Annotated in this window: 24 protein-coding genes; 16 read left to right on the top strand and 8 right to left on the bottom strand. The window is 35.7% G+C overall.

What is annotated here, in order from left to right; all coding sequences use genetic code 11:
• The first annotated feature begins 284 nt into the window (after nt 1-284).
• From rimK to DAY19_RS07675, 6 genes are all read left to right on the top strand, one after another.
• Complete coding sequence (gene rimK, locus DAY19_RS07700) at nt 285-1,178, top strand: 30S ribosomal protein S6--L-glutamate ligase (protein WP_115361060.1); 894 nt, start codon at nt 285-287, stop codon at nt 1,176-1,178.
• Nucleotides 1,179-2,195, top strand: coding sequence for a succinylglutamate desuccinylase/aspartoacylase family protein (locus tag DAY19_RS07695; protein ID WP_115361058.1), 1,017 nt, complete (start codon nt 1,179-1,181; stop codon nt 2,193-2,195). It begins immediately after the preceding gene.
• A gap of 66 nt (nt 2,196-2,261) precedes the next feature.
• Nucleotides 2,262-2,855: a class I SAM-dependent DNA methyltransferase gene (locus DAY19_RS07690; RefSeq protein ID WP_115361056.1), complete on the top strand. Its 594-nt coding sequence runs from the start codon at nt 2,262-2,264 to the stop codon at nt 2,853-2,855.
• Between the two features lie 5 nt (nt 2,856-2,860).
• The gene (gene mtnP / locus DAY19_RS07685; RefSeq protein WP_115361054.1) at nt 2,861-3,697 is read left to right on the top strand and encodes an S-methyl-5'-thioadenosine phosphorylase; all 837 of its coding nucleotides are present in this window, start codon (nt 2,861-2,863) and stop codon (nt 3,695-3,697) included.
• Nucleotides 3,698-3,789: 92 nt separating this feature from the next.
• The gene (locus DAY19_RS07680; protein WP_115361052.1) at nt 3,790-6,081 is read left to right on the top strand and encodes a PEP/pyruvate-binding domain-containing protein; all 2,292 of its coding nucleotides are present in this window, start codon (nt 3,790-3,792) and stop codon (nt 6,079-6,081) included.
• A complete protein-coding gene (locus DAY19_RS07675) occupies nt 6,035-7,453 on the top strand; it encodes an outer membrane protein assembly factor BamB family protein (protein ID WP_115361050.1) in 1,419 nt (472 codons plus the stop codon). The genes DAY19_RS07680 and DAY19_RS07675 overlap by 47 nt, the downstream gene beginning before the upstream one ends.
• Here DAY19_RS07675 and DAY19_RS07670 read toward each other — a convergent pair.
• On the bottom strand, nt 7,450-8,418 hold the full coding sequence (locus tag DAY19_RS07670; protein WP_115361048.1) for a hypothetical protein: 969 nt from the start codon (nt 8,416-8,418) through the stop codon (nt 7,450-7,452). The two genes, DAY19_RS07675 and DAY19_RS07670, sit on opposite strands and share 4 nt — an antisense overlap.
• A 94-nt stretch (nt 8,419-8,512) precedes the next feature.
• On the opposite strand from DAY19_RS07670, the gene DAY19_RS07665 reads away from it, so the two are divergent.
• From DAY19_RS07665 to ahpF, 4 genes are all read left to right on the top strand, one after another.
• The gene (locus tag DAY19_RS07665) at nt 8,513-9,082 is read left to right on the top strand and encodes a manganese efflux pump MntP (protein ID WP_199506632.1); all 570 of its coding nucleotides are present in this window, start codon (nt 8,513-8,515) and stop codon (nt 9,080-9,082) included.
• A 70-nt stretch (nt 9,083-9,152) separates the two neighbouring features.
• Complete coding sequence (locus DAY19_RS07660) at nt 9,153-9,779, top strand: carbonic anhydrase (protein WP_115361046.1); 627 nt, start codon at nt 9,153-9,155, stop codon at nt 9,777-9,779.
• A 196-nt stretch (nt 9,780-9,975) separates the two neighbouring features.
• Nucleotides 9,976-10,542 carry an alkyl hydroperoxide reductase subunit C gene (gene ahpC / locus DAY19_RS07655; RefSeq protein WP_115361044.1) on the top strand — a complete coding sequence of 189 codons (567 nt, stop codon included), beginning with the start codon at nt 9,976-9,978 and terminating at the stop codon, nt 10,540-10,542.
• Nucleotides 10,543-10,614: 72 nt separating this feature from the next.
• Nucleotides 10,615-12,165: an alkyl hydroperoxide reductase subunit F gene (gene ahpF, locus DAY19_RS07650; RefSeq protein WP_115361042.1), complete on the top strand. Its 1,551-nt coding sequence runs from the start codon at nt 10,615-10,617 to the stop codon at nt 12,163-12,165.
• Between the two features lie 87 nt (nt 12,166-12,252).
• Here the strand turns inward: ahpF and DAY19_RS07645 are convergent, their stop codons facing one another.
• Together DAY19_RS07645 and hemN are read right to left on the bottom strand one after the other, a co-directional pair.
• Entirely contained in the window at nt 12,253-12,438 is a 186-nt protein-coding gene (locus DAY19_RS07645; RefSeq protein WP_115361040.1) for a hypothetical protein, read from the bottom strand.
• 80 nt (nt 12,439-12,518) lie between these two features.
• On the bottom strand, nt 12,519-13,853 hold the full coding sequence (gene hemN, locus DAY19_RS07640; protein WP_115361038.1) for an oxygen-independent coproporphyrinogen III oxidase: 1,335 nt from the start codon (nt 13,851-13,853) through the stop codon (nt 12,519-12,521).
• Nucleotides 13,854-14,087: 234 nt separating this feature from the next.
• On the opposite strand from hemN, the gene DAY19_RS07635 reads away from it, so the two are divergent.
• The gene (locus DAY19_RS07635; protein ID WP_115361036.1) at nt 14,088-14,531 is read left to right on the top strand and encodes an OsmC family protein; all 444 of its coding nucleotides are present in this window, start codon (nt 14,088-14,090) and stop codon (nt 14,529-14,531) included.
• A gap of 106 nt (nt 14,532-14,637) precedes the next feature.
• Nucleotides 14,638-15,678, top strand: coding sequence for a hypothetical protein (locus DAY19_RS07630; protein ID WP_133296913.1), 1,041 nt, complete (start codon nt 14,638-14,640; stop codon nt 15,676-15,678).
• A gap of 1 nt (nt 15,679) precedes the next feature.
• Here the strand turns inward: DAY19_RS07630 and DAY19_RS07625 are convergent, their stop codons facing one another.
• From DAY19_RS07625 to DAY19_RS07615, 3 genes are all read right to left on the bottom strand, one after another.
• Nucleotides 15,680-16,438: an ATP-binding protein gene (locus DAY19_RS07625; protein ID WP_115361030.1), complete on the bottom strand. Its 759-nt coding sequence runs from the start codon at nt 16,436-16,438 to the stop codon at nt 15,680-15,682.
• A gap of 120 nt (nt 16,439-16,558) precedes the next feature.
• Nucleotides 16,559-17,101, bottom strand: coding sequence for a sensor histidine kinase (locus DAY19_RS07620; RefSeq protein ID WP_115361028.1), 543 nt, complete (start codon nt 17,099-17,101; stop codon nt 16,559-16,561).
• Nucleotides 17,102-17,553: 452 nt separating this feature from the next.
• Nucleotides 17,554-18,585: a hypothetical protein gene (locus tag DAY19_RS07615; RefSeq protein WP_133296912.1), complete on the bottom strand. Its 1,032-nt coding sequence runs from the start codon at nt 18,583-18,585 to the stop codon at nt 17,554-17,556.
• Nucleotides 18,586-18,947: 362 nt separating this feature from the next.
• Between DAY19_RS07615 and DAY19_RS07610 the strand changes: the two genes are divergently transcribed.
• Nucleotides 18,948-20,246: a sensor histidine kinase gene (locus tag DAY19_RS07610; protein WP_115361024.1), complete on the top strand. Its 1,299-nt coding sequence runs from the start codon at nt 18,948-18,950 to the stop codon at nt 20,244-20,246.
• Here DAY19_RS07610 and DAY19_RS07605 read toward each other — a convergent pair.
• Nucleotides 20,243-21,121: a LysR family transcriptional regulator gene (locus DAY19_RS07605; RefSeq protein ID WP_158536837.1), complete on the bottom strand. Its 879-nt coding sequence runs from the start codon at nt 21,119-21,121 to the stop codon at nt 20,243-20,245. The genes DAY19_RS07610 and DAY19_RS07605 overlap by 4 nt on opposite strands.
• A 121-nt stretch (nt 21,122-21,242) precedes the next feature.
• On the opposite strand from DAY19_RS07605, the gene DAY19_RS07600 reads away from it, so the two are divergent.
• The 3 genes from DAY19_RS07600 (at nt 21,243) to DAY19_RS07590 (ending at nt 23,857) form a co-directional block, all read left to right on the top strand.
• Entirely contained in the window at nt 21,243-21,848 is a 606-nt protein-coding gene (locus DAY19_RS07600; protein ID WP_158536836.1) for a 50S ribosomal protein L25, read from the top strand.
• 79 nt (nt 21,849-21,927) lie between these two features.
• Nucleotides 21,928-23,292 (top strand): NAD-dependent epimerase/dehydratase family protein, encoded by a 1,365-nt coding sequence (locus tag DAY19_RS07595; RefSeq protein WP_115361017.1) that lies wholly within the window; start codon nt 21,928-21,930, stop codon nt 23,290-23,292.
• Between the two features lie 67 nt (nt 23,293-23,359).
• On the top strand, nt 23,360-23,857 hold the full coding sequence (locus DAY19_RS07590; protein ID WP_115361015.1) for an Hsp20/alpha crystallin family protein: 498 nt from the start codon (nt 23,360-23,362) through the stop codon (nt 23,855-23,857).
• Here the strand turns inward: DAY19_RS07590 and DAY19_RS07585 are convergent.
• On the bottom strand, nt 23,854-24,468 hold the full coding sequence (locus tag DAY19_RS07585; RefSeq protein WP_115361013.1) for a motility associated factor glycosyltransferase family protein: 615 nt from the start codon (nt 24,466-24,468) through the stop codon (nt 23,854-23,856). The two genes, DAY19_RS07590 and DAY19_RS07585, sit on opposite strands and share 4 nt — an antisense overlap.
• Nucleotides 24,469-24,572 lie beyond the last annotated feature (104 nt).

The following is a 24,572-nucleotide window of genomic DNA, read 5'->3' as shown; positions in this document are numbered from 1 at the left end:
CTATGATTAAAATCATGCTTTAGTGAGGTGAAACCCGCAAGATTATTTTTTCTGATTTAATAATCGTAAGATATAAACGTAAAATTAAGAAAATCTTAATTTTCTTGTCCTGTGGCGTTAAGTCATCTTATCTAATCTATGGTATATATATATTTAGAGATGTGGTTTTTGAATATGGAGCTTGTTGAGTCTAGTTAAATTTTTTTAACTTTTCTATTTACTTAAAAGAGAATTTTCAGAGTAAAATCACTGTAAAATTGAATGTAATCATTTATGGAGAAATTATGAATATTGTTATTTTATCTTCAAATAAGAACCTCTACTCAACTAAGAGACTGGTAGAGGAAGCAAAGAAAAAAGGTCATAAGATTGAAGTTGTTCATCCAAGTGATTGCTTTGTTGATGTAACCTCTGGCTCACCAATGGTTCATTATAAGAAGAGAAAGCTAAGTAATGTTGATGCTGTAATTCCACGTATTGGTGCTAGTATTAGTGCCTATGGAATGGCCATTGTTCGTCAATTTGAAATGATGGGAGTTTATTGTTTGAACTCTTCAAATGCTATCGGACGCTCAAGAGATAAGCTACGCTCAATGCAGATCCTTTCACATAAGGAATTACCACTTCCTAAAACAAGTTTTGCAAAAACAACTCAACAAACTGATAAGTTAATTGAGTTAGTTGGTGGGGCGCCTCTCGTTGTTAAACTTCTTGAAGGCTCTCAGGGGCGAGGTGTTCTTCTTGGAGAAACCCATAAAGCTTCAGAAAGCCTAATTGATGCCTTTAGAGTGTTGCATGCAAACTTCCTTGTTCAAGAATTTGTTAAGGATGCAAAAGGTGCAGATATACGCTGTTTTGTTGTAGGGGATAAGGTTATCGCTACCATGATGAGACAGGCAAAAGAAGGTGAGTTTCGTTCTAATATTCACCGTGGCGGTGTTGGGATAAAAGTTAAAATTACTCCCGAAGAAAGAAAAGTTGCAGTGGCGGCAGCAAAGGCCATGAAGTTAAATATGGCCGGAGTTGATATTATACGCTCAGGCAGTGGACCAAAGATATTAGAGGTTAACTCATCTCCAGGTCTTGAAGGAATTGAGGGAACTAATGAGAAGAATATTGCCGTTAAAATAATTGAATATATTGAGAAGAATTTCGAAAGTGTAAAAAAGGATATTTAATTGAAGAGTTCTTTATTTGATTTAGATATTGAAGATTACGAAATCGGCTATCCACGTCTGGACTTTGTGGATTTTCCATCATTTTATGGACTTCAAAAAGTTAAGGCTCCAGTCTACGTTTATCGGGCGACTAAAGAAGTTTCTCCTTGTGTGGTTGTCACCGCCTGCATGCATGGGGATGAAATTAATGGACTTCGTACGGCCCAGCTTCTTATGAAGAAAAAGATGAAGCTCTTAAAGGGAACTTTAATTGTTCTTCCTACTGTCAATATCTATGGTTTCTTAAATAAGCACCGTTACCTTCCGGATCGAAAAGATATTAATCGCTGCTTTCCTGGTAAGAATAAAGGGAACTTTGGATCTCGCTTTGCAGATTTTATCTTTAGGAATGTTACTCGCTATGGTGATGTTTTTATTGATCTACACTCTGGCGGTGCTGGCCGCTTTAATATACCTCAAATCCGTTGTGATTTGAGTACTCCTGGAATGCACGAACTCGTCGAAAATGTGAGTATACCACTTGTTGTAAATAGTGCTTTACGTGATGGCTCACTTAGAGAAGCAATCAGCGAATTAGGTAAACCATGTATCGTTTTTGAAGGAGGGGAAGGACTTAGAATTGATGAAACCATTGCCAAGTATGGACTAAATCTCATCAATAGTATTCTGTCGCACTATGGAATGATAAAATCGAAGAAAGAATTTATTGGTGAAAAATTTATTATAAAAAGACGAAAATGGACACGGGCCTCCCGTGGTGGTCTTCTATTAAATAAAGCAAAGTACGGTAAAATTGTTAAAGAGGGTGAGGTTGTAGGAGAGCTACGTCAGATGTCTGGTGATCTCATTACTAAAGTTCGCATGGAGCATGATGGAGTTATTCTGGGAATGAGTACTTCATCTCTTGTTATGGCCGGAGACGCTCTTTATCATATCGGTTTTCTAGATGATTATAACCCTGATGATTTAGCAGATGATGAAGGTGAATTATCTGATTACTTTGATTTTGAAGCTTAATGCAAAGCGATTGGCTACTTTTAGTGAAGTATCATAATATTCATATCAAAATAGTTGGAGTTTAATATGTCTCATTTTAATCATGCTGCAAATACATGGGATTCAGAAGATAAAATTAAGTTAATGGGAGAGTTAGCGCAAAAAACTCTTCAGGTTTTAAATATTTCAAAAGAAGTGGATATCCTAGACTTTGGATGTGGTACTGGACTTTTTGGCCTTGAATTCATAAATATCGCAAAAAGTATAACAGGGGTTGATACTTCACACGGTATGCTTGAAGTCTTTAACAAGAAGACAAGTGACCAAGATCATATTCGTTCGATAAATATTGATTTAGAAAAAGTTGACTTAGATGAAAAGTTTGACCTCATTATAAGTTCAATGACTTTTCATCACCTTGATTCTCCAGATAAAATGACTCTTAAACTTGCTTCAATGTTAAGAGATGGGGGGAAGATGGCCATTGTGGATCTTGAGACTGAAGACGGTAGTTTCCATCCCGACCCTAAAGCAATGGGTGTAAAGCACTTCGGCTTTTCAAATGAAGAAATTGTTGGATGGGCCGATGCTGCTGGTTTAAATGTTGAGATTACAACTATTAATACACGAACTAAGAATTTAAAGAAGTATAATCAATTCTTAGCAGTATTTTATAAGTAGGATATATGAAATTAGGAATTATTGGTGGAAGTGGGGTTTATGACCTCGATATTTTAGAGGAAGTTGAATCTCTAGAAATACAGACTCCATTTGGGGAACCTAGTAGTAAGATAAAAAAACTCAAGGTTTCTGATTACGAATTCTTCTTTGTCACAAGACATGGTGTAGGACACCATATTTCTCCTTCTGATATAAATTATCGTGCCAATATTTTTGCTCTTAAGAAGTTAGGAGTGACTCATATAATCTCAATCTCAGCTGTAGGGTCATTAAAAGAAGAAGTCGCTCCAGGTGACTTTTTTATGCCAGATCAATTTATTGATTGGACCAAAGGACTACGCAAAAGAAGCTTCTTTGAAGATGGGATTGTGGGACATGTCTCTGTTGCACAACCAATCTCGCTAGAGCTTGTCGAATCGATCAAATCTGTTCAAAACAAAGTTGATACAAACTTTCACTTTGGTGGCAGCTATATTTGTATCGAAGGACCTCAATACTCAAGTCGTGCCGAAAGTGAACTCTATCGTAGCTTTGGTGCCAGTGTCATTGGAATGACTAATGTTCCTGAAAGCTATCTCTCAGTAGAGGCAGGGATTGCTTATGCGACAGTAGCACTTGTAACTGATTACGATTGTTGGAAAGATGAAGCTTGCTCACTAGAAGAGATCACAGCAGTCATTAATAAGAATGTGTCTAATGTAAAAGAGCTATTAAAGCACTTAATACCTAAGATTTATCAGGATAAGAAAAGCTCTGAAAAGGCCAATCTTAACGCAGTGGTAACTGACAAGAGCTTAAGAACAAAAGAGCAACAGGAAATCTTAGATATTCTCTTAAATTAATTTCTTTCTGTTCTGTTATTATTGTTTTTCATGATATACATCATGTCTTCTTTGACTCTTAAACGATATAAGTTTATTGAGAGGATGGACCGATGTTATATTATTTTGAAAATTTACCTGAAGACAAAACACAAGTAGGTGGAAAAGCCTATATGCTTGCCATGATGGCACAGATGAATATTCCTGTTCCTAATGGAATTATCTTGGATGCAATGCCATCAGATAGAGAATTAGAGGAAGTTTATCAATTTGCTAAAGATGGAGAATACTCTTTGGCAGTTAGAAGTTCTGCTACAGGGGAAGACTCGAAAGAGAATAGTTTTGCTGGCCAGAATTCCACATTCCTCTATGTCGATAATGATAGTGATTTAAAAAGAGCGATTACTGACTGCTTTAACTCAATTAATAAAGAATCTTCAAAAGCCTATCGCCAACATTTCTTAGGAAGCTCTAAAGAAGTCCCAATGAACGTTGTTATTCAGCGTATGATTGATCCATCTTTTTCAGGAGTTTATTTTTCAAAAGACCCAAGAGGGAAGTTTAAGTCTTGGATGCTTGAATATATTGATGGAGTCGGCGAAGATCTTGTTTCTGGGAAAAGAACTCCCACAATCTTGAGTGAGTCTCAAAGAGTAAGCCCAGATATAACTTCTGAACAAATTGATGAAATTATTCGTTGTGCAAAACTTGTGGAAGATAAGTATCAGGATGATTTTGATATTGAATGGGCCATTGATAAAAAGGGGATTGTCTATCTTCTTCAAGCAAGGCCAATTACAGCAAAAGCTTCAATTTCAAATCTTAAGAGAATTGGCCATGAGGAACTTGAAAGATTAGAGTCAATTTATCCTCAAGACACAGTCTGGGATGGACAGACATTTGCAGAATGGACAACAGCGCCAACAACATTAACAACTGAGATTTGGGCCAATTCATTTAGGAAGGATCAGGCATTCGATAAGGCTTTGCAAGAGCTTGGTTATGTCGGCTTCAGTAAAGATGAGTGTTTAATGGATGAAGTCTTTGGACGAAGTTATATTAACCTTTCAAAGCTTGGGCAAATGTATTTTGGTCCAATCCCTTATACAATAGAGCCAATTCCTAGGCCGCATTTAAAATTTCATTTTTCAAAAGTTACTCCACACATTCTTATGAAAACGCCTCAGACAATGTGGAGAATGTTGAAGGTTGGCCTCTCAATCAATACACATAGAAAAGAAGTTATTAATGATGCAACAAAGGCATTAGTGGATATTTCTGTTATTAATAAAAGGCCATATGATAGTAAGATCTATCAAGATTGGACATTGGAAGATCTATTAAGTCGCTTCTCAAAAGAGTCATCACTATTTAGTGAGAGAACTTTGGTATGGCCTTATATCTTGATCTCATTAACAGAGACAACAATTCAAACCTTAATATCTCTTTTAAAAAGTATCTATACTCCTCAAGAGGCAGATCACTTAATTAAGAGATGGTCTGGAGCAGGAATAAATTCAGAAACATTTAAAATGGGACTCTACTTTAAAAAAGCATGTGCAAAGCCCAATGCTCGTCACAACTTTCTTGCTCGCTATGGTCATCGTGGTCCGGGAGAGCTCGATCTCAGTGCTAAGAGATGGGCAGAAATTGGTGATGATGCATTCTATGATTATCCCTTAGAGAAGTATGTAAAAGAAAAAAATAATCATACATTAGATGATGTTGAAGCCGAAATTATGGCAATGAAGTCATTTAAAAAAACTTTGATCTTAGAAGAGTGGAAGATTTTAAAGGATCTCTTAGAGCTAAGAGAGAAGTGGAAAATGGCGATTTTAAAACCTTATGCCCATATTCGATATCTTTGTTTAGAAATCGCACGTCGATATAAATTAGATGACTTAAATGATATCTTCTATCTTCATATCCATGAGATAAAGAATTTTAAAAGTAGTTACTTAAGCCTTATCAGAGAAAGAAAGCATAAGATTGAAATGTTTCGAAACTTCAACTTCTCAACAGTTACTTCTTTAAGAGAAATAAAGTCTGTTATTGATGGTAATGAAGAAGCGTCTTCAAGCAATCTAGTCGGAGAAGGACTATCTTCAGGAATGGTTAGGGGCAAGGTTGTTGTCATCAATAATCCTTCAAATTGGAAAGAGATTGAATGGCCTGAAAATGCAATTGTCGTCGCTCAATCAACTGATCCAGGATGGACACCAGTTTTCACTAAAGCAAGTGGGATCATTGTTGAGCGTGGTGGTGTTCTGTCACATTGTGCAATTGTTGCCAGAGAAATGGGAATTCCAGCTGTGAGTGGAATTAAACAATGTCATATTAAATTTAAAGGTGGAGAGGATGTTTTCGTTGATGGAAATTCTGGAAGTATTAAACTCATGCAATAACAACTTTTGTAGTGACTATAGTTACTCTATTGTTCCAACGGTATTGTTACCCTTAGCTTTTCTAAGTACAGGAATTACTGTTGTTGCAACATTTATTGCAGGGCTCTTTGGGGTTAAGCTCAAGGCCGAAGGGCCAAAAAAGCTTCTTGAGGTTTTACTTAAGCCTAAGGTGTTAATCTCTGCAATGATTTTTAATCTTCTTATCTACGGTGGAATGGAAGCCTATCAATATATAAAGCATGGGCCGGTACCTCTATTTATTCAAGATACTTTTAATAGTGATATCACTTATAAGAAAGACCCAATAAATGTTGATCCTGAAAATTTTATTTGGCAACAAGTTGTACCTGAAGGAATCTTTGCTTCCGGTACTGTTGTCGATGGAGAGCTTTTTGTTGGATCTAAAGAAGGTAATCTCTTTGTTTTGGATATAGAAACTGGGGCCATAAAGAATAAGATTTTCTTTGGTAAGTTTCTGTCGCCAACTCCTGTCTATTTTAAAGGCTTCTTATATTTTGGCGAAGGGCTTCATGCTTCTCATCATATGAGGGTTTATAAATTTGATCCTAAGACAAAGAAGGTTGTAGGCTCTTTTAAAACTAAGGGGCATACAGAGATTCTTCCTGTCATTCACACAATTGAAGGAAAGGACTATCTTTTTCAAACAGCTGGTGGCGATGGCCTCTATGCAATTGATCCTGAAACAATGAAAGAAATCTGGCATTTTGAAGGTGGCCATATGGATGCCTTTGTTCTTTTAAAAGATAATGCCGTTTATGTTGCAAGTGGTGTTCCTGAAGAAGATCTTGGCAAGGCCAGACCTTTTGCTTATAAAATTGATGCCAAGAGTGGAAAGCAAATTTGGCGTGAAGAGCTACCTCTTTCAAGTTGGTATGGACCTGTTGCAACACGTGAGAATATTTGCTTTATTCAAGGTGAACTTCATGTGAAGTCTGAGCTTGGTGGACTTGTATGCTTTAATTCAATAGGGGGGAGAGTTAGTTCTGTTGAAATTGATTCACCTGTAATTGGAAAGCCTTTGGTCTTTGATGATATTGTTGTTTTTAATGACTTTGATGGACGTGTCTATGCTTGGAATAGTGTGACTTCCGAACTTAAGTGGAAGTATGAGAGTCGCAAGAAGAAGCTCGGTTATAACTACTCATCAATGAAGTATGATGGAGAGAAGCTGATCTTTATTGATCGCCTTGGAAAGATATCTTACTTAGATCTTAATGATGGAAGCCTTCTCAAATCCCGTTTATTTTCTGAAGGTGAGAAGCCTGAGAATATCTTTGCGGATACTTTAATCCTAGATAAGGGACATATTGTCTTTGGGATGAAGGGAAGTATTAAATATTTTAAAAATTAGTGATAAATACAGGACATAAGCTTTCCCAGGTTATCACCTGTTGAGTTTTGAAGAGGCCCAAAGTGGTTATAAGACCAGCCTGCATAGAAGTGTGGGCTGACACATCTCTTATTCGACTCTTTTAACTTTCCTGATTCAGTATTATTTGGGTGAGTGAACTTCTTTGTTTGCGTATTAAGCTGAACTGAAAATGCTTGAATAACCTTGTGGACTCCACAATAGGCATTAAATTGCTGTGTGGTTGAGCCAAAAACTCTTATCAAATTATCTTGGCCCTTATTCTTGATCTGACATTTCTCTTCTTGGTAGAAGTGATTCCATGAATCCACGCAGGGCTTAATATTGCCAGCGTAATTTGGTGTGAATTGAAAGAGGCCTATATTTAAACGACTCACTTTTGGTTGCCACTTATCGTAGTAGAACTTTACTCCATCCGGTTTATTATATTTTCTAGGTCCATATTTCTTTGCAAGCTTCTTACTGGCTTTTGTATCAGCAGTCGTTAAGCTTTCAGTATAAGCAAGGCATCCAAAGAATCTTGCCCATAGTTTCTTTAGCTCATCTCTATGGCCTAGTGAACGGTATTCATTATGTTCACTTGCAAAGCGATTCGCTAATTCAATGGTTTTATCATCAGGAACTTTTTTAATTGTTTGAGAAAGGCTTTTCTTAGAGACTAGGCATAGAGGGTGACTAAGTAGTCCTACGGCCTCTTGGTTTTCCATTTTTGAAGGCATATTATAAATTGATGCCACATGAAGAAATGTTGGTTTCTTATTTGCTAATTCTTTTATGAAATATTCTATGCTCTCACCAAAGCTAATATTATTAACATCATGGCATTGATCAATCTCAAATTCAGATTGGTTTCGAACCTTATTTAACTCGTCATCATTAAAGTAAGAGTCAACGCTTTCAAGGGATGCAAAAGTACTAAATGAGAGTATGAGAATTAAGTATTTCATTGATATGACAATATTAAAAAAATACCATTTAGGACAGTAGTGTGAAAAAAAGAATAATCATTGTCTAGCTTATCAAACAGTATTATAAGTACTTATGATTAATTATTTTGAAGTTGTAGTTATTGGGCTTGTCCTTTGTGCGGATTCTTTTTCTGCTGCTGTTGCAATGGGAGCTCGTCCTCATAAGTTTAGTGATTCGATAAAATTTGCTTTCTCTTCAGGTGGTGCAGAAGCGCTAGTTGCATTCTTAGGTGCCATTGCTGGTGCGAAAGTTATTGCACAATTTGATTATATTGATCACTGGATATCGTTTGGACTCTTAACTGCTGTTGCCATTCATATGGCCTATGAAGGTTATGAAGAATTGAGTGGTAAGCACGAAGATGAGGAAGAAAAACCAAAAGAATTCCACAGTATTTTTAAAGTAATACTCGTTTCATTTGCTACAAGTCTTGACGCCTTTGCTGTTGGTGTGACAATTGGTGCATCAGGAAAGGTGCTAACTCCATATATTATCTCCATCGGTGGATGGGCATTTTGTTCAACAATTGTTGGAATGAGCATTGCAAAACGTGCTTCAGATAAGCTTGGGCCTATTTTTAGCATTATTGCAGCAATTATTCTTCAAAGTCTGGCGGTTAAGTTCCTTCTAGAGGGATTATAACTTAAAGCGTAATTGGCAAATTCATTAGATTCACATATTATTTATCGAATATAATCAAATAGGTGAATTAATGGATATCAAAAATATCTTCAAAAATAATAAAGAATGGGTGAAGGCAAAGCTTAACGAGGATGAGAAATTCTTTGAAAAGTTAGGTGCGGGCCAAAACCCGAATTATCTTTATATCGGATGCTCAGATAGTCGAGTAACTGCTGAAGAAGTTATGGGGGCCGGTCCTGGAGAGGTTTTTGTTCATCGTAATATTGCCAATATGGTTATAAGTATTGATCTAAACGTCATGAGTGTTCTAAACTACGCTGTTGAACATCTTAAAGTTGACCATATCATCGTTTGCGGGCATTACGGATGTGGTGGAGTAAAGGCCGCAATGGAAAGCCAAGACCTTGGTATTCTTAATCCATGGCTTAGAAATATCAGAGATGTATATCGCACTCACAAAACTGAACTCAATAATATTAAAGACGAAGATAAGCGATATGAGCGCCTTGTTGAGCTAAATGTTCAGGAACAATGTATCAATGCCATAAAGACTGCTGCTGTTCAAAAAGCAAACCGTGAAAGAGGGCTTAAGGTCTATGGTTGGGTTTTTGATGTTCATTCAGGTGAGCTCAAGGATCTCAACATCGATTTTGATAAGATTCTTAGTGAAATCATGGAGATATATCATCTCGACTAACCGCGTCTCACTTATTTAGAGCAATATGGCCGACTTATTTTTTGATGCGACACATAAGCAAGATCTATTGTAATTACCGTTCTTGATAGGTGAAATCTATCACATATTAGACAATTAATATTAGAGAATTTCTTGATTTATTGCCATAATTCTAGGCAAGAATTAAACACTGAAAACTTTTATAAAGGAGATGCAAGTGCAAACTTTAATCAACACAAAAGTACAAGACTTTTCTGTACAAGCTTACGTAAACGATGACTTTAAAACAGTTACAGCAAAAGACCTAGAAGGAAAATGGTCTATCCTTTTCTTCTATCCTGCTGACTTTACTTTCGTATGTCCAACTGAGCTAGGTGACATGGCAGATAAGTACGAAGAATTCCAAAAAATGGGTGTAGAAGTTTACTCTGTATCAACAGATACTCACTTCACTCACAAAGCATGGCATGATGCTTCTGAAACAATCAAGAAGATCAAGTACCCAATGCTTGCAGACCCAACTGGTCAATTAACTAGAGCATTTGGTGTTCATATTGAAGAAGAAGGTCTTGCTTATAGAGGGACTTTCCTAATCAACCCAGCTGGTGAAATTAAGCTTGCTGAAGTTCAAGACAACGGAATTGGACGTAACGCTGATGAACTAATGAGAAAAGTTCAAGCTGCTCAATTTATTGCTGAGCACCCAGATGAAGTTTGTCCAGCTAAGTGGAAGCCAGGTTCGGAAACACTTAAGCCAGGTCTAGACCTTGTAGGTAAAATCTAGGAATTATTCTTATACAGAATACTAGATATATAGGGGGGCTTCGTGCCCCCTTTTTTGAAGAAGGAGAACAAAATGTTAGATAACGCAATCATTGAACAATTAAAATCAGTCTATGCTAATTTAGAAAGTGAGATTGGACTTGTGTACAGTGAATCTAGCAATTCAAAGCAACAAGAGCTTGTAGAGATGCTAGAGAGCATCGCAGGTACTTCTCCTAAAATAAGTACAAAGTCGAGTGGGGAGACTTATGATTACCCACATTTTGAAATTCAAGTTAATGGGAAGGCAAATGGAATTAAATTTTCAGGGATCCCTGGAGGACATGAGTTTACCTCTTTAATCCTGGCCATTTTAAATAGTGATCTAAAAGGGAAGCTCCCTGATGATATGATCATTAATCGAATAAAAGCTCTTAAAGGATCAATAGATCTTAAGACATATATTTCTCTTTCATGTGAAAACTGCCCTGATATTGTTCAGGCCTTAAACTTAATGGCCATTTATAAGGAAGATTTTACTCATGAAATGATTGATGGTGAATTCGTCCAAGACGAAATTAAGGAGTTGAAAATTCAAGGTGTACCAAGTGTTATTCACGATAAAGACCTTGTACATTCTGGTAAGTCATCACTTGTTGATCTCCTTGAGAAGTTAGAAGAGCGCTTTGGCAAAGATGAGAGCTCAACTTCAAATGAAACTAAGGATCTTGGAGAGTATGATGTCATTGTTATTGGTGGTGGACCTGCTGGTGCGTCTTCTGCTGTTTATACAGCAAGAAAAGGCCTAAAGACTGCCATTATCACTGATCGTGTTGGTGGTCAGATGCAAGATACTAAGGGAATCGAAAATTTTATTTCTGTTCCATATACTGAAGGCCCTGAGCTTTCAGCTGCACTTGGAAAACATGTTTCAGAATACGATATTAAGCTACTAGAACATCGTCGTGTTGATAATATTGAAAATGGAGAGCTTAAGACTTTATTTTTAAATAGTGGTGAAGTGGTTAAAACAAAGTCTCTTATTATTGCAACGGGTGCTAAGTGGCGCGAGCTAGGAGTTGAAGGAGAAAAAGACTATCTAGGACGTGGTGTTGCTTATTGTCCTCACTGTGATGGACCTTATTATAAAGGCAAGGATGTAAGTGTAATCGGTGGCGGAAACTCTGGAGTTGAAGCAGCGATCGATCTTGCTGGAATTGTTAAGTCTGTAACGGTTGTGGAGTTTGCTCCTGAGTTAAAGGCCGACCAAGTTTTAATTGATAAGTTAGAGTCACTAAAGAATGTAACAATTATTAAAAATGCTCGAACAGATAAAGTTATTGGAGACGGTGAAAAGGTTGTGGCCCTTGAATATGAGGACCGTGATTCTGGAGATATTAAAAAGATTGATCTCGATGGAGTCTTTGTCCAAATTGGGCTCGTTCCAAATACCGCTTTCTTAGGTGATCTTGTGGAAAAAAATAAATTTGGTGAAATTATTGTGACTGATAAATGTCGCACGAATCAAGAAAGAATTTATGCGGCAGGTGATGTTACAACTGTTCCGTATAAGCAAATTATTATTTCAATGGGTGAGGGGGCCAAGGCCGGACTTACTGCATTTGAAGATTTAATGCTGTCATAAAAACGCATCTCTCTCTCTCGCGTTTTTTGTCATAAGGAAGGCCTCTTAGTTGAGGCCTTTTTTTATACTGTAATTTATTTGATTATTTTAAGAACCACATCCAATGCAATCAACAAAACTATCAACAGGTTTTACACCTTCAAGTTTCATTTTTATGTTGTGGATACGCCCACGAATATCCATATCATCCATCATATTTCCAGTCAGTTGTGACTCAAGAGATTTGATTTCAGCAAGTAATTCTTCTTTCATTTGTGGCGATAATTGACTCATTAATTCTCCCTATAGATATGTGTGTTGTGTACATATTATTATGCGTCATCCCGGGAGGAATTGCAAGTCAGCCTATCTGTTTAAAGGGATGTCGAGCCACTATTTTGCTTTGATTCTAGTAAATGATGATCAAAGATACTGGCGATATTTCTCATAAAAGGTCTCCCTTTTTCTGTTACGAGAAAACGATCACCTTCTTCGATAAGGCCATCTTCTTGCAGCTCATCTAGTTTTTGTTTAATGATGCTTGCATGATTAAGTTTTTTCCATGATTTCTTATCAATGCTATTAGTTGCAAAGAAGTCTTGCATGATTTCTTCTACTTCAAGATCTTGGGATGATTGTGTATGACCAGATCTAATGGCAAGAAGGCCACTATTAATCTTATTATAATATTCTTTAACTTCCTTCTCATTTTGAGCAAAGCTTTTAATTGAAGAAGAGATTGATGAGCAACCGAGACCTATGATCATAGACGATGTCTTATGTGTATGTCCCATAAAATTACGTCTTAAACGACCTTCTTTTTTGGCCTTGGCCAAGCTGCTATCATCTTTTGCAAAATGATCTAATCCAATTTCTTCGTAATGATTAATGGCAAGAAGCTCTTTTCCTTTTTCATAAAGTGCTCTCTTTTCCATACCGTGTAGTAGGCCCTCTTCTGGAATGAGTCTTTGATTCTTGATTCTTGATGGAAGGTGAGCATAACTATAAAAAGCGATTTGTAATGGGTTCAGAGTTAATACTTTTTCTATAGTTTCTGTGATTGTATTTGTTGATTGAAAAGGAAGACCGTAGATTAAATCAAAATTTATATCTGCAATTCCAATTTCTCTAGCATAATCTACAAGCTCTTTTACTTTCTCATAAGGCTGAACTCTTCCTATTGCGAGTTGCACTTTTTCATCAAAGTCTTGGACTCCCATTGAGAGTCGTTCAATTCCAAAGCTCTTATACATATCGAGTTGTTCTTTAGTGCATGTACGTGGATCAATTTCTATTGATCCTTTAAATTCTTCCTCTTTGAAGCTTGGAGATAACTCATTAAATAAATTTGTAAAGGCCTCTACTGTTAAGAAGTTTGGAGTTCCTCCTCCTAGATGAATCGAGGCGATTTTGATATCTCCTAGCTTCTTCTTATATAGCTTCCATTCCTTTATTAGGTAGTTCACATATTCAAGGCCACGATCTTTATTCTTGGAAATAACACGATGGCAGCCACAGTAGTAACAAAGCTTCTCACAGAAAGGAACATGTATGTATAATTCCACTCCCTGAGCTGGATCATAATGATCCTTAAGGTGTCCAAGCCAAATACCTTCACATGGGGCCCCATTCCAATGGGGGACGGCAGGATAGCTTGTATAGCGAGGAACTGGGATGTTGTACTTTCTTTCAAGATCATGAGATTTCATATCTTTCTCCTAATTGAGATTAATCATAGAAGAAATTCCTTAGAAAAAAGATGACCTAGATTAGGAAAATTCAATTTAATTTAAGTCATGTAATTTGAACATGATTATAAAGAATTAAAACACTGGAAGATCAGTGACATGTTTACTTTTTAAATAAAAATGAGGTTTTATTTAAAACATTTGAGTTCGTTTTTCATTTAATATCCAATTATTAACTAAACATTGGAGACAAATATGAGTGTTTACACAACGAGTTCACATGGTGAAAGTAAAAATGACAACATGGAAATTTCAGCTTCTGGAATTGAAGGTAAAATTCGTTCAACAGCTCCACGAGAGTTTCAAGGTCCTGACTTTCAAGGAGATCAAAATCAGTGGTCACCTGAGGACCTATTCTCAGCAAGTATTTCGAGTTGTTATCTATTAAGCTTTAAAGAATTGGCAAAGGCCCGAAAATTAGACTGGGATAAAATTGACGTTAAAGCGGATGCAACTTTAGATCGTAAAGACGGACGTATGGCCTTTACTTCGGTAGAGATTAAGCCTGAGTTAGTAGTCAAAAATAAAAAGGATGTCGATAAGTATATGAAGTTACTTGAAGAAACTAAGGATAAGTGTTTAGTAACAAATACTGTTAATTGCTCTTTAAAATTAAATCCAAAAATAAAGGTAGCATAATAATATTGGGGGCTTAGGCCCCCTTTTTATTGCATATTTTTTATTCACTCCATGTAATTCTTCTGGAGTTAATGTTTTCACCTCTTATATATGGTTTAACGTTAACATGAAGAATCTACCCCGTTTAATTGTCCCTATCTTATTAATGTTAACTCATGGCCTTGGTTTTGCTTTTGATCTCAGTAGTGAAGTTGAAAAGTTGAATGAGGAATATCGTAATACTTATGAGTATCCTATTATCATTTTCGATAAGAATGAAATAGCGCCAAAACTCGTTGGTCTAGAAGAGACTGATCAAATTGAAATTGTTAAAAATTATACCCTAGATATTCATGACATCGAACTTTCACATAATGAGGCCGTTAATCTCGTTCCGTACTTTACGTCATTAAATGGTGCCGCTTCAGCGATACCTTTTTTTGAAAGAGGATGGGGGAAAGAATTAAAATTCTGCGCCGTTTTACCAAATGGAATTATGAATGATCTATCAGCAGAAGTCAGAAGAGTTTTAGGTGACTCAAAAGAAGTCGATGTTTATGAGAACTTTGATTTTTCAAGATTTGAAAATCTCTTTACGCTCGAAGAGTTATATCTTTATTCACTTTATCATGAATTATCACATTGTCTTGATCAAAACTTCATGCTTAAGAATTACTCTTCTTCACCATCTGCACATGGAGTACATGAAGCAGAGTCATTTGCTGAAGTAAATGCTCTTTTCCTGCTGGCCCAAAAGAAGGGAATGAGGAATCTTGGTGCAAAGAGAAGCTTACTTCGAAAGACATATAGTCAGTATATGGGACCTTATCTCGCAAGTGATAAAGTCAGTACATTTGCTGGACCGATTGTAAAAAAAGGTGGAAGTGTTTATTTCTTAACTCCTGCTATCATTGCCGCTCAAAGAGAGTTGGAGAACTATAAAAAAGGTGTCATGGACTTCAATTTAGAGCAAACCTTGGCATTATCGAAAGAAGTTGTTGAGCATCATGCAATAAATAGTCGCAGTTTCCAGGCCCTTAATAAGTCATTTAAAGAGGGAAGTGAGGAAGCAAAGAGGTATTATCGAGACCTTTCTCAAAGGGATCCAGACCTCTTTTTGGCAACTTATTATGATCTCTTATACTTGTCAGTTCTGCTTGATCGCTAAGTTAAGATAGAATATCTTTTTTTGAACGACCTTTATTTCTGACAGAGTTATAAAGGTCATACATTTTTCCTTCACCATATTCCACTTCTTTTAGCTCGTTAATATCCTCGATTAGATGAGTGACTTTTGTGATTCGATTTAGACTCTCTTCAATTCGATCCACTGATTCATCATCACATTCTCTTCTAAGCTTATTAACAGTAAGCTTTGCAACTGTAAGAGGTGAGTTAATTTCTCGAGATAGGGTAATAATCATTTTAGATATAACGTCTTTCTTTTGGAACAGTTCAACTTCTTTTTCCTTTAATCTTTCTATTAATTTCTTATAAAGCAAAAAGATAACGATAAGAAGTGTTGGATATATCTGGTTGACGATTATCTGATATTTCAGCGCGAGGAAACCTTCGAAGACAGTCCCATAGAAGTAGCCATAACTCATTACAAGGAGATTACTCACAAGTATGAGAAATGAAGACTTATAATCTACTGTCTGAACACTAATAACAAAGAAAGCAATAAACCATGGAAGTAATGCACTTGAATGTGATTGTAGTTCATAGGCTCTGTAGTTTAAAAGGACAAAAGTAATAAAGAATATATATAAGCGAAATAAAAAGGTACTATCATATTTCTTGTAGAGATAGAGAGTGCATATCCCGGCCGGGATAACGAGTGATGAGCCTAGAATGAAGAATGAATTCGTTTCAATTTGAAAGAAGAAAATTAAGAGAATTAATGCAAAGTTAATTACTAAGGTCATAACCGTAAAAGAAATTAACCTCGCTTGGTATCTCTTTTCAATTGCAGCAAGTTCATCTTCACGATCAAATGCAGACTTTGGATAAAAGTAATTTAACAGGTCCTTTTTTATAAAATTCTCCTAAGTCTTTGCCGACTTATCTTTTGTACTGATAGTACTATAGAGATCGAAGATTCTTCTGTCACCATGCTCCACTTCTTTCAAGTCGCTTATGTCTTTTATAAGATGTGTGATTTTAGAAATCTGATCTAGGTTTTCATCCATCTTATTCATAATTTCATTTTCACTTTTTCTTTTAAGTTTATTTACAGTGAGTTTTGCGATTGCCAATGGATTATTAATTTCATGAGATAAAGTGATTATCATTTTTGATATCACGTCTCTTTTATTAAAACGCTCTAGTTCGTTTGTCTTGGCAACTTCTGACAATTTTTTATAGAAAAGGATAAAGGCAATAATTAGGGTGGGGTAGATCTTATGAATTATTAATTGATATTTTAGTGGTAGTAGCCACACATAGGCTTCACCATATTGTGTATTATAAACTATTAGCGATAAATTACTTATCAATATAGTAATGGCAACTTTTAAGCTTGTCGTGTAAACCATGACGATGAAGAAAGCGAGAGTCCATGTCAGTAATTCTGTCGAGTGGGACTGCATGACATAAATACGATAATTTAAGAGTACAAATGTTGTAATGTATAAAAGAACTCGATATGTGAGAAGATTGTCGTATTTCTTATATGTGTATAAGGAGAATAGACACAATGGAATCACTAATGCTTCAGTGTATATAAAATTCGTCGTAAATTGAATTTGAGAGAAAATAATTAAAATTATTGTTATAAAGTGTATTAGAAGTGTGATTGTTGAAAAAGTGATAAGGCGCGCCTGATATCTCTTTTGGATAGCCGCTAACTCATCTTCTTGGTCATATGCAGAAGCTGGATAAAAGTATTTAAATAAGTCGATGCTAATGAAATGCTCCTAAACGATTCCTGTAGAAAATAATAAATGTTAGGGGCATAGAGCGTCAATTTAATCTTGTAAAGATTTTAAGTTAAACCTCTTATTAGGGTGTGCGTTAATGGGCGAGAGCTTTGCTTAGCTTATTATACTTCTAGCTTTAGAACTTCTTTTAGCTCTTTAATTAACTTTTCATTGTTTTTCTTTGGTGAAATTCCAAAGTCATTAAGCTCAATTCTCTTCGTCATTTGGTTATCAATTGCCTTAAGAACATTATCAAGAAGTGCTTTCTTTCTCTGATTCGCTAACTTTTCATCTCTAATTGAAAAAATCTCATTTAGTACTGTTTTACCAATAAATTGTCTTGCTAGGGCCAGTTCCCCATGGATCTCATTTAGTAGTCGATTATCGTAGTTTGTTGACTGATCTTCAAAAGACCTAAGCTTAATCATTTGATAGCTCTGATCACTCATCTCATCATAGTAGAGAGCATTGAATATACTATTAGCGTTATTTGTTACTAAGACCGCAACAAGGTCAGCAAAGAATTCATTATACGATGATGATAAATGATAATACTCAATTTCATGATGAGTTTTCATTTTCTCTTGTAGTCTCTTTATCTGGTTTTCGTAGTACTTAACAGCGTTGCCATAGTTTCCTGTGGCATAGGCGTTTTGAAGAGCTATTTTGTATCGTGATAAGGTTTCTGCCATGGCCTTAAACTGTGGATAAAACTTCTTTCCAATGACCTCGCCAAAAATTGCATGTGAATACTCATGGTAGAGGATGGCATCCGTTCCTAGGCTAAGAGAGTCATATACTTGTCCCCATCGATTTGAAAAGGTAAGTCTTAAGGGAAGGCGAATAGTGCTTCCTATATCAAATGAGGCACCACTGTCTCTTGCAAGTAATTCAAGATTAACCTTAGGTGATATATTTGAAATTTGTTTAACTTTACTCATGGCCCTATCGGCCCAAAAGGCATCTTCGCAATCCACAAAATCCTTAGAACGAACTTTAAAGGCCTTATTAATAATTTGAAACTCTCTCTCACATTGCAGTTCTTGTTGAACCTCCATTGAGATTTTTAAAAAGCTTTGATGATCTTCTTTGGCAAAAGAGTTTAGGTTTAATAGAGCTGTGGACAATAGTAGAGTTGCTAGAAAATTATTCATAAGGAAAACTAACATTTTACTTATTTGATTAGGGGATTTTGAAACATTTTTCTAGGCCGTCTAAATTTAAAACGGAAAAATTGACCCCTTCTCTAATCATGTAAATAAATTACGTTTCCTTTAGATATTTAGACTGTCTTGGGAATGGTTTTGTAACTACTTATAATCTTGATTATGAACGTGTACATGTATGTGAGTTTTATAAAATAATTCATATCCTTAACTGTTCTAAGTGTTTAATATTAAAGAACTTTGAGACCGCTAGGCCCGATTGTATAATATTCTTAGATATGATTTTTTCTGTCGCCATTAATTAAAATTTATTGTAACTAAGTTTAAATATTTTTCAGTAGGACTTAATTTTGGATCAATTTATAAATGTCTTTGGAGAGTTTAAAAACTCTGAAGAAGAGAGAGAGTATTTAGAAAATGCTTGGAATAAGGACTCTTTCTATACTCGTTACTCTTATCTCACTTGTTGTATTTTGATGCTTTTTGCTGGCCTTTTCGCTGATTACCAAAGGACATTCTTTTATGGTTCTCCCAATATACTTACAGCTCTAAGAGTGGGGCTTGTAGCATATGGACTCTACTTTGTTTATTCGTGGAGAAATAAGGCATATAGTGAAAAAGTTGAGGTCCATCTTTTTTATATTAAACTTCTATCAGTCATTATCGTTGCTGCTCTAACATTTATGGTTCAAGGAAGAAGTTCAACACTTCTTGCTGGTGTTATGATTATGACGACTTCATTCTATGTCATGCTTCCTGGGCGACTAAAATGCATCATTTGGAATTGTGTTCTCTTGTTTTTAGTATTTTTAACAGTTCCTCTTTTACATCCTGAAGCAGACTTAGCAAATCATGGTTATCGCGTTTTTATTCTCGTTTCTTTAAATATTGTTCTCTTTGCTTTTCGTTCTATGTTTAATCGCGCTTGGCGACTTTTTCATATTTCAAATAGACGACTTGCTGAAATGAATAAGACTAAAGATGATGTCATCTCAACAATTGCACATGATCTAAAGAGTCCTCTTCAAGTGATTATGTCTTCAGCTCAAGCTGTAACACGCTCAAATCGAGAACTAAGTACGGAAAGAATTCAAAGCTATCAAAATAGAATTTTAAAAGCAGCTCGTAAAACAGATAATCTCTTAAGAGACCTCTTATCTTGGGCCATAACAAGTAATGAAAGTTTAGGCTATGATCCAAAAGATACAAATATAAAGCCAACAATTGAGAAGGCCATTGAATTTGCAATTGAATTGGCCCAGACAAAAGAACTTGATATTGATGTCGACCTTGAAGATTATGTTCTAAATCACGATAGCGTTATGATTGAGACTTGTATTAGAAATATTATTTCCAACGCAATCAAATTCACTCCTGAAGGTGGAAAGATTAATGTCAAAGGTCAACATGATGAAAATGGATATCAGATTGAAGTTGTTGATCAAGGAGAAGGCGTTCCTGATGTTGTCATCAATGGACTTGCAAGTGGTAACACATTCCATGTTAAGCAAGGAACGAAAGGTGAGAAGGGAACTGGTATTGGCTTAAAATTAGTTCATTCATTCTTGGAAAAACATAACGCAAAATTATTAATTGAAAACTTACCAGATTGTGGGTCTCGAGTAACTCTAAACCTACCTCTTGTTTAACTGCCTCTATATTTTACAATTCTTTGAGCAAGAGCATTTTCTTTTGAAATATCTCCACTTGTGATGGCCCATAAGTTAAAGACTAGATTCTTATCTTGTCCAAGCTTTATCAACCTCTTCTCTTTCAAGCTTTGCTTTACAACACTTCTAGGTAGAAATGCGGCAACTCCACCGTGCTCGACAGCAGACTTTATTAAAGATGAGTCTGTAAATTCACTAACAATCTTTACCGAAAGATTATTAATTTCAAAATAGTCTTCAATATTGCGTCCAAGTACACAGATCTCTGGATAATTAATTACTTTCTTATTACTTAAGCAATTTGGAAATTTTCCCTTAAAGCTATTTTTAGAAGCTGCAACACAAACTAATGGTTCTGCCTTTAATTTGTGAGCAATGAGCTTCTTTGAGCGGCCTGTATACTCAGTATCCGAGAGGATTAAGTCTAGTTTGTTATTTGCTATATCTTTATAAAGGGAGTCGAGGTCCTTTTGATAGATTTGTATTTTTAAATGTGGATTGATGATAAGTGGTTTTAGAAAGTCATAGATAACATCATTAGGTACCCATGGAACAGTTCCAACTTTTATAATTGTTATAAAATCATCATTATTAGACTTGAGATATTGAATCATCTCCTCTGAGTGTCGAAAGATTTTTCGTGCATACTCCATAACGACAATTCCATTGTCGTTTAAAACAAGCTTCTTGCCCAAGCGGTCAAATAGTTTCTTCTCAAGATCTTCTTCTAGTAAACGCAATTGATGACTCAGTGCTGGTTGAGTAATATTAAGCCTCTTAGAAGCTTTAACAATTGAGCCCTCTTCTGCAATTGTCAGGAAGTACTTGAGATGATTGAAATTGATCTTATACATAAAGCACCTATATAGATTTAACATTATATATCCATAATCTTATATGCATTTAATTTATAAGTCTATTTGCGTTAGGTTATTACTAACAAATAGAAATCGTTCAACAAAAAAAAGGATGGTTATGAGCAAAATGACTAATAAATTAACTCAACTAAAAATAGAAGATCGTGATCTACATACAAAGACTCACGAATTACGTGATATGGGATTAATCCCAGGGACAATGTATGGACCAAATGTTGAGAATACTCCTGTTAGAGCATCTGAATTAGACCTTAAAAAGGCCATCAGTAAAACAGGTGAGGTCTATGAAGTTAAGTCAAAGAAACGTACTATCTTTGTAAAGTTTGAAGAAATACAAAGAGACCCTGTTTCAAAGGAACTTGTTCACTTCTCTCTTGTTGAATTACCTAAAGGTGAAACAAATGAGGTTGAAGTACCTATTGTTGCAATGGGTGAGCCAGCTGGACGTAAGAAAGGTGGTGTGCTTGTTTTAATGCACGATAATATCACTCTTAGCGGTACTCCAAAAGATATGCCTGCAAAGGTTGAAATTGATGTTTCAGGGCTTGATATTGCGGAGAATTTAACCGTAGCTGATATGAAGTTACCTAAGAAGGTTGAGGCAATGATGGACATGGAAGAAGTTATTGCTATATGTCGACCACCTGCTAAAGAGGAATCAACAGAAGAAGAGAGCTCTGATGAGATGATGCTAGAGTCATAATTTCTTAAAATCTATTCATTCGACATAAATTAACTAAGCCTAGGTATTGCCTAGGCTTTTTTTATGATATCTTTTAATAATGAAAATTACTATCGCTGGTGCTTCTGGCTTTATAGGTCATCATCTTATTCAAAAACTTAATGGGATTCATGATGTTAGAGGCCTTGGTCGATCTCGTAGTTCCTCTAATCGTCCGAATGAGGCGAGTTTTGAGTGGAGGTCATGTGATCTTTTCTCTTACCAGAGTATTAAAAATTCTCTAGAAGATACTGATGTTGCAGTATACCTTGTCCATTCAATGTTGCCATCATCAAAATTATTTCAAGGAAGTTTTCAAGATACAGATTTAGTACTAGCAGATAACTTTGCCAAGGCCTGTGTAAAAAATAATGTAAAGCAGATCGTTTATCTTGGTGGGTTAGTTCCGGATGGAGAAACAAGTACTCACTTAAAAAGTCGTTTAGAAGTTGAAGAAGTTTTCCAGACTTGTAAAATCCCTACGACAATTTTAAGAGCGGGAATGATTGTTGGAAATGGTGGATCTTCTTTTGAAATTTTAAAAAATCTTGTTCTAAACCTTCCTGCAATGATTCTGCCATCCTGGACGAAGAGTCGTACTCAGCTTGTTTATATAGATGACTTAACAGATATTTTCAAAAAAGTAGTAGGCAACCCAAAGTTCTATAATAAGTGCCTTAATATTGTTAATGGCGAAAAGGTCACTTATGAACAATTAATAAGAGAGACGGCCACTCATATTGGAAAGAAGTGTCTAATGATACCTGTTCCAATTAATTATTTAAGCCTTTCAAAATGGTGGGTGAGTACTTTTGGTGAGGCCCCTTTTGAATTAGTTGCTCCTCTTGTGGATAGCCTTAAATGTCATTTACCAGTAGTTGAGGTGAATGAAGATATTAAGGACTGTATAAATTATCCAACATATAAGTCTATGCTAGAGAAGATCTCAACTAATAAGTTTGAAAAATCAAAACGTTATAAAAAGCGTCGATTTGAACATAAGAATGTCCGATCAATTCAGCGCTTAGACAATCCGTCTCATTTAGATATGCAAAGAGTGGCCCAAGAGTATATGAATTGGCTCCCACGCTATATTCACTCGATTGTTTATGTGGAGCAAGATGATGAGATTGTTAAATTCAAATTGATAGGGTTAAAAAAGTCTCTACTTGCTCTTAAGAAAATCTCAAATACCTCAAACCTTAATCGAGTTAAATTTCATATTGTAGGAGGTCTATTGTCTGGCTCAAAGAATACTGGCTGGCTCGAGTTTCGCGCTGTTGCCGAAGGACGCTACACAATAGTATCGGTTAATGAATTTAGGCCATATTTACCTTGGTATCTTTATCGCTATACACAAGCAGTTGTTCATTTATGGGTCATGAGGTCATTTAATAATTATTTGAATCATTTAAAAATCTCTTAAGTTTAGCTCCTTTTTTCACAGTGCTAAAATCTCAATCGTCTTATTAATTTAAAACTAGGAGGCGAATATGATGAGACGTTCAATTATTCCACGTAGAAATTCCAATCTCGCATCGAGCTTTTTTTCTGGAGATTCAATTGATAGCGACTTCAGAGAGATGATCAATGGTTTAGAGGATATTTGGCAGGGACGTGGTCTTTCAAGTGAAAGTGCAGGCTTTGGTGAAATGAAAGAAACGGATAATGCTTATTTACTAAGTGTTGATATGCCTGGAGTAAAAAAGGAAGACTTGAATATTCAGGTTGATAATGGACTCGTTACAATTGAAGCAACTCGTAAAACATTATTTGAAAATGGTGGGGGAGAAACAAGAAGAATCTCTCGAAGCATCACTGTTCCTCAGACAATAAATCGTGATGAGGTTCAAGCTCAAATGCAAGATGGTATCTTGTATTTAGCTTTACCAAAAAGCGCTGAGAACAAGTCAAAGCGAATAAATGTATCGGATGCTAATGAAAGCTTCGTGAAATTATTTGCCGATAGCAGTGATAAGTCTTCACACTAATCAAGGTAGATGAAAAGGGGGAGTTCACTTTCTAAGTGGACTTCTCCATTTCCAATATTTGAAAGAGTAAGGCTACTTAGCGCTTCAACACTGGTCCAATCTCGTAATTTATATTTACACTCACCATAAATTTTAATTTTTTGCTTTTCTAGGCTAATAATTGAAAAGGGCCCGTCTTGTTTTATAATATGATGTCCAGCTGATATAACTTGAATATTCCTATCGATATAACAAATACGTCGATTTTTACTATCTTTTAAAAAATGATGAATAGAGCCTAAATTAAAGAGTTGGTGATCGGCTCTTCCGCCACTAAAGCCAAAGAAGTACAAATTTGTAATATTATTGGGAATAAGCTCTAGGGCGGCATCAAGGTCAGATAAGTCTTTTTCAGGATTAAGTCTTATATCAATATTAAAATCACTTATATTTGAATCATTATCACCAATAGAAAGAGAGGCTATTTTAGATGGCCGGTAGTAGTTTAGGCCACCATCAACATAAATAGAAGCTAGCTCACTATTTAAAATTGAAGTATCGCTCAGCATAGGGCCAATTATTTGCAGTGTGTCGCACTCTTTAATCTTTAATAAGAATTCATCATGAGTCATAAGTCCATTATGTGATGTCTCGTTTAACTTGTATTGACGCTGTGCGGATGGCGATTTATGGGTACAAAAGTTGTTTAAAATGATAAAAATAAGAGTGGTTAATT

Source organism: Halobacteriovorax vibrionivorans (genome assembly GCF_003346865.1).
In the GTDB taxonomy this organism is placed as follows: domain Bacteria; phylum Bdellovibrionota; class Bacteriovoracia; order Bacteriovoracales; family Bacteriovoracaceae; genus Halobacteriovorax_A; species Halobacteriovorax_A vibrionivorans.
Note: the sequence above shows the minus strand (reverse complement) of the source record. Positions and strands in the feature narration are given on the sequence as shown.

Bases quoted from the DNA above. Each gene is read 5' to 3' on its own strand.
- rimK (WP_115361060.1), top strand. From the start codon at position 285: ATGAATATTGTTATTTTATCTTCAAATAAGAACCTCTACTCAACTAAG.
- DAY19_RS07690 (WP_115361056.1), top strand. From the start codon at position 2,262: ATGTCTCATTTTAATCATGCTGCAAATACATGGGATTCAGAAGATAAA.
- mtnP (WP_115361054.1), top strand. From the start codon at position 2,861: ATGAAATTAGGAATTATTGGTGGAAGTGGGGTTTATGACCTCGATATT.
- DAY19_RS07680 (WP_115361052.1), top strand. From the start codon at position 3,790: ATGTTATATTATTTTGAAAATTTACCTGAAGACAAAACACAAGTAGGT.
- DAY19_RS07675 (WP_115361050.1), top strand. From the start codon at position 6,035: ATGTTTTCGTTGATGGAAATTCTGGAAGTATTAAACTCATGCAATAAC.
- DAY19_RS07670 (WP_115361048.1), bottom strand. From the start codon at position 8,418: ATGAAATACTTAATTCTCATACTCTCATTTAGTACTTTTGCATCCCTT.
- DAY19_RS07665 (WP_199506632.1), top strand. From the start codon at position 8,513: ATGATTAATTATTTTGAAGTTGTAGTTATTGGGCTTGTCCTTTGTGCG.
- DAY19_RS07660 (WP_115361046.1), top strand. From the start codon at position 9,153: ATGGATATCAAAAATATCTTCAAAAATAATAAAGAATGGGTGAAGGCA.
- ahpF (WP_115361042.1), top strand. From the start codon at position 10,615: ATGTTAGATAACGCAATCATTGAACAATTAAAATCAGTCTATGCTAAT.
- DAY19_RS07645 (WP_115361040.1), bottom strand. From the start codon at position 12,438: ATGAGTCAATTATCGCCACAAATGAAAGAAGAATTACTTGCTGAAATC.
- hemN (WP_115361038.1), bottom strand. From the start codon at position 13,853: ATGAAATCTCATGATCTTGAAAGAAAGTACAACATCCCAGTTCCTCGC.
- DAY19_RS07635 (WP_115361036.1), top strand. From the start codon at position 14,088: ATGAGTGTTTACACAACGAGTTCACATGGTGAAAGTAAAAATGACAAC.
- DAY19_RS07630 (WP_133296913.1), top strand. From the start codon at position 14,638: ATGAAGAATCTACCCCGTTTAATTGTCCCTATCTTATTAATGTTAACT.
- DAY19_RS07625 (WP_115361030.1), bottom strand. From the start codon at position 16,438: ATGACCTTAGTAATTAACTTTGCATTAATTCTCTTAATTTTCTTCTTT.
- DAY19_RS07620 (WP_115361028.1), bottom strand. From the start codon at position 17,101: ATGCAGTCCCACTCGACAGAATTACTGACATGGACTCTCGCTTTCTTC.
- DAY19_RS07615 (WP_133296912.1), bottom strand. From the start codon at position 18,585: ATGAATAATTTTCTAGCAACTCTACTATTGTCCACAGCTCTATTAAAC.
- DAY19_RS07605 (WP_158536837.1), bottom strand. From the start codon at position 21,121: ATGTATAAGATCAATTTCAATCATCTCAAGTACTTCCTGACAATTGCA.
- DAY19_RS07600 (WP_158536836.1), top strand. From the start codon at position 21,243: ATGAGCAAAATGACTAATAAATTAACTCAACTAAAAATAGAAGATCGT.
- DAY19_RS07595 (WP_115361017.1), top strand. From the start codon at position 21,928: ATGAAAATTACTATCGCTGGTGCTTCTGGCTTTATAGGTCATCATCTT.
- DAY19_RS07590 (WP_115361015.1), top strand. From the start codon at position 23,360: ATGATGAGACGTTCAATTATTCCACGTAGAAATTCCAATCTCGCATCG.
- DAY19_RS07585 (WP_115361013.1), bottom strand. From the start codon at position 24,468: ATGACTCATGATGAATTCTTATTAAAGATTAAAGAGTGCGACACACTG.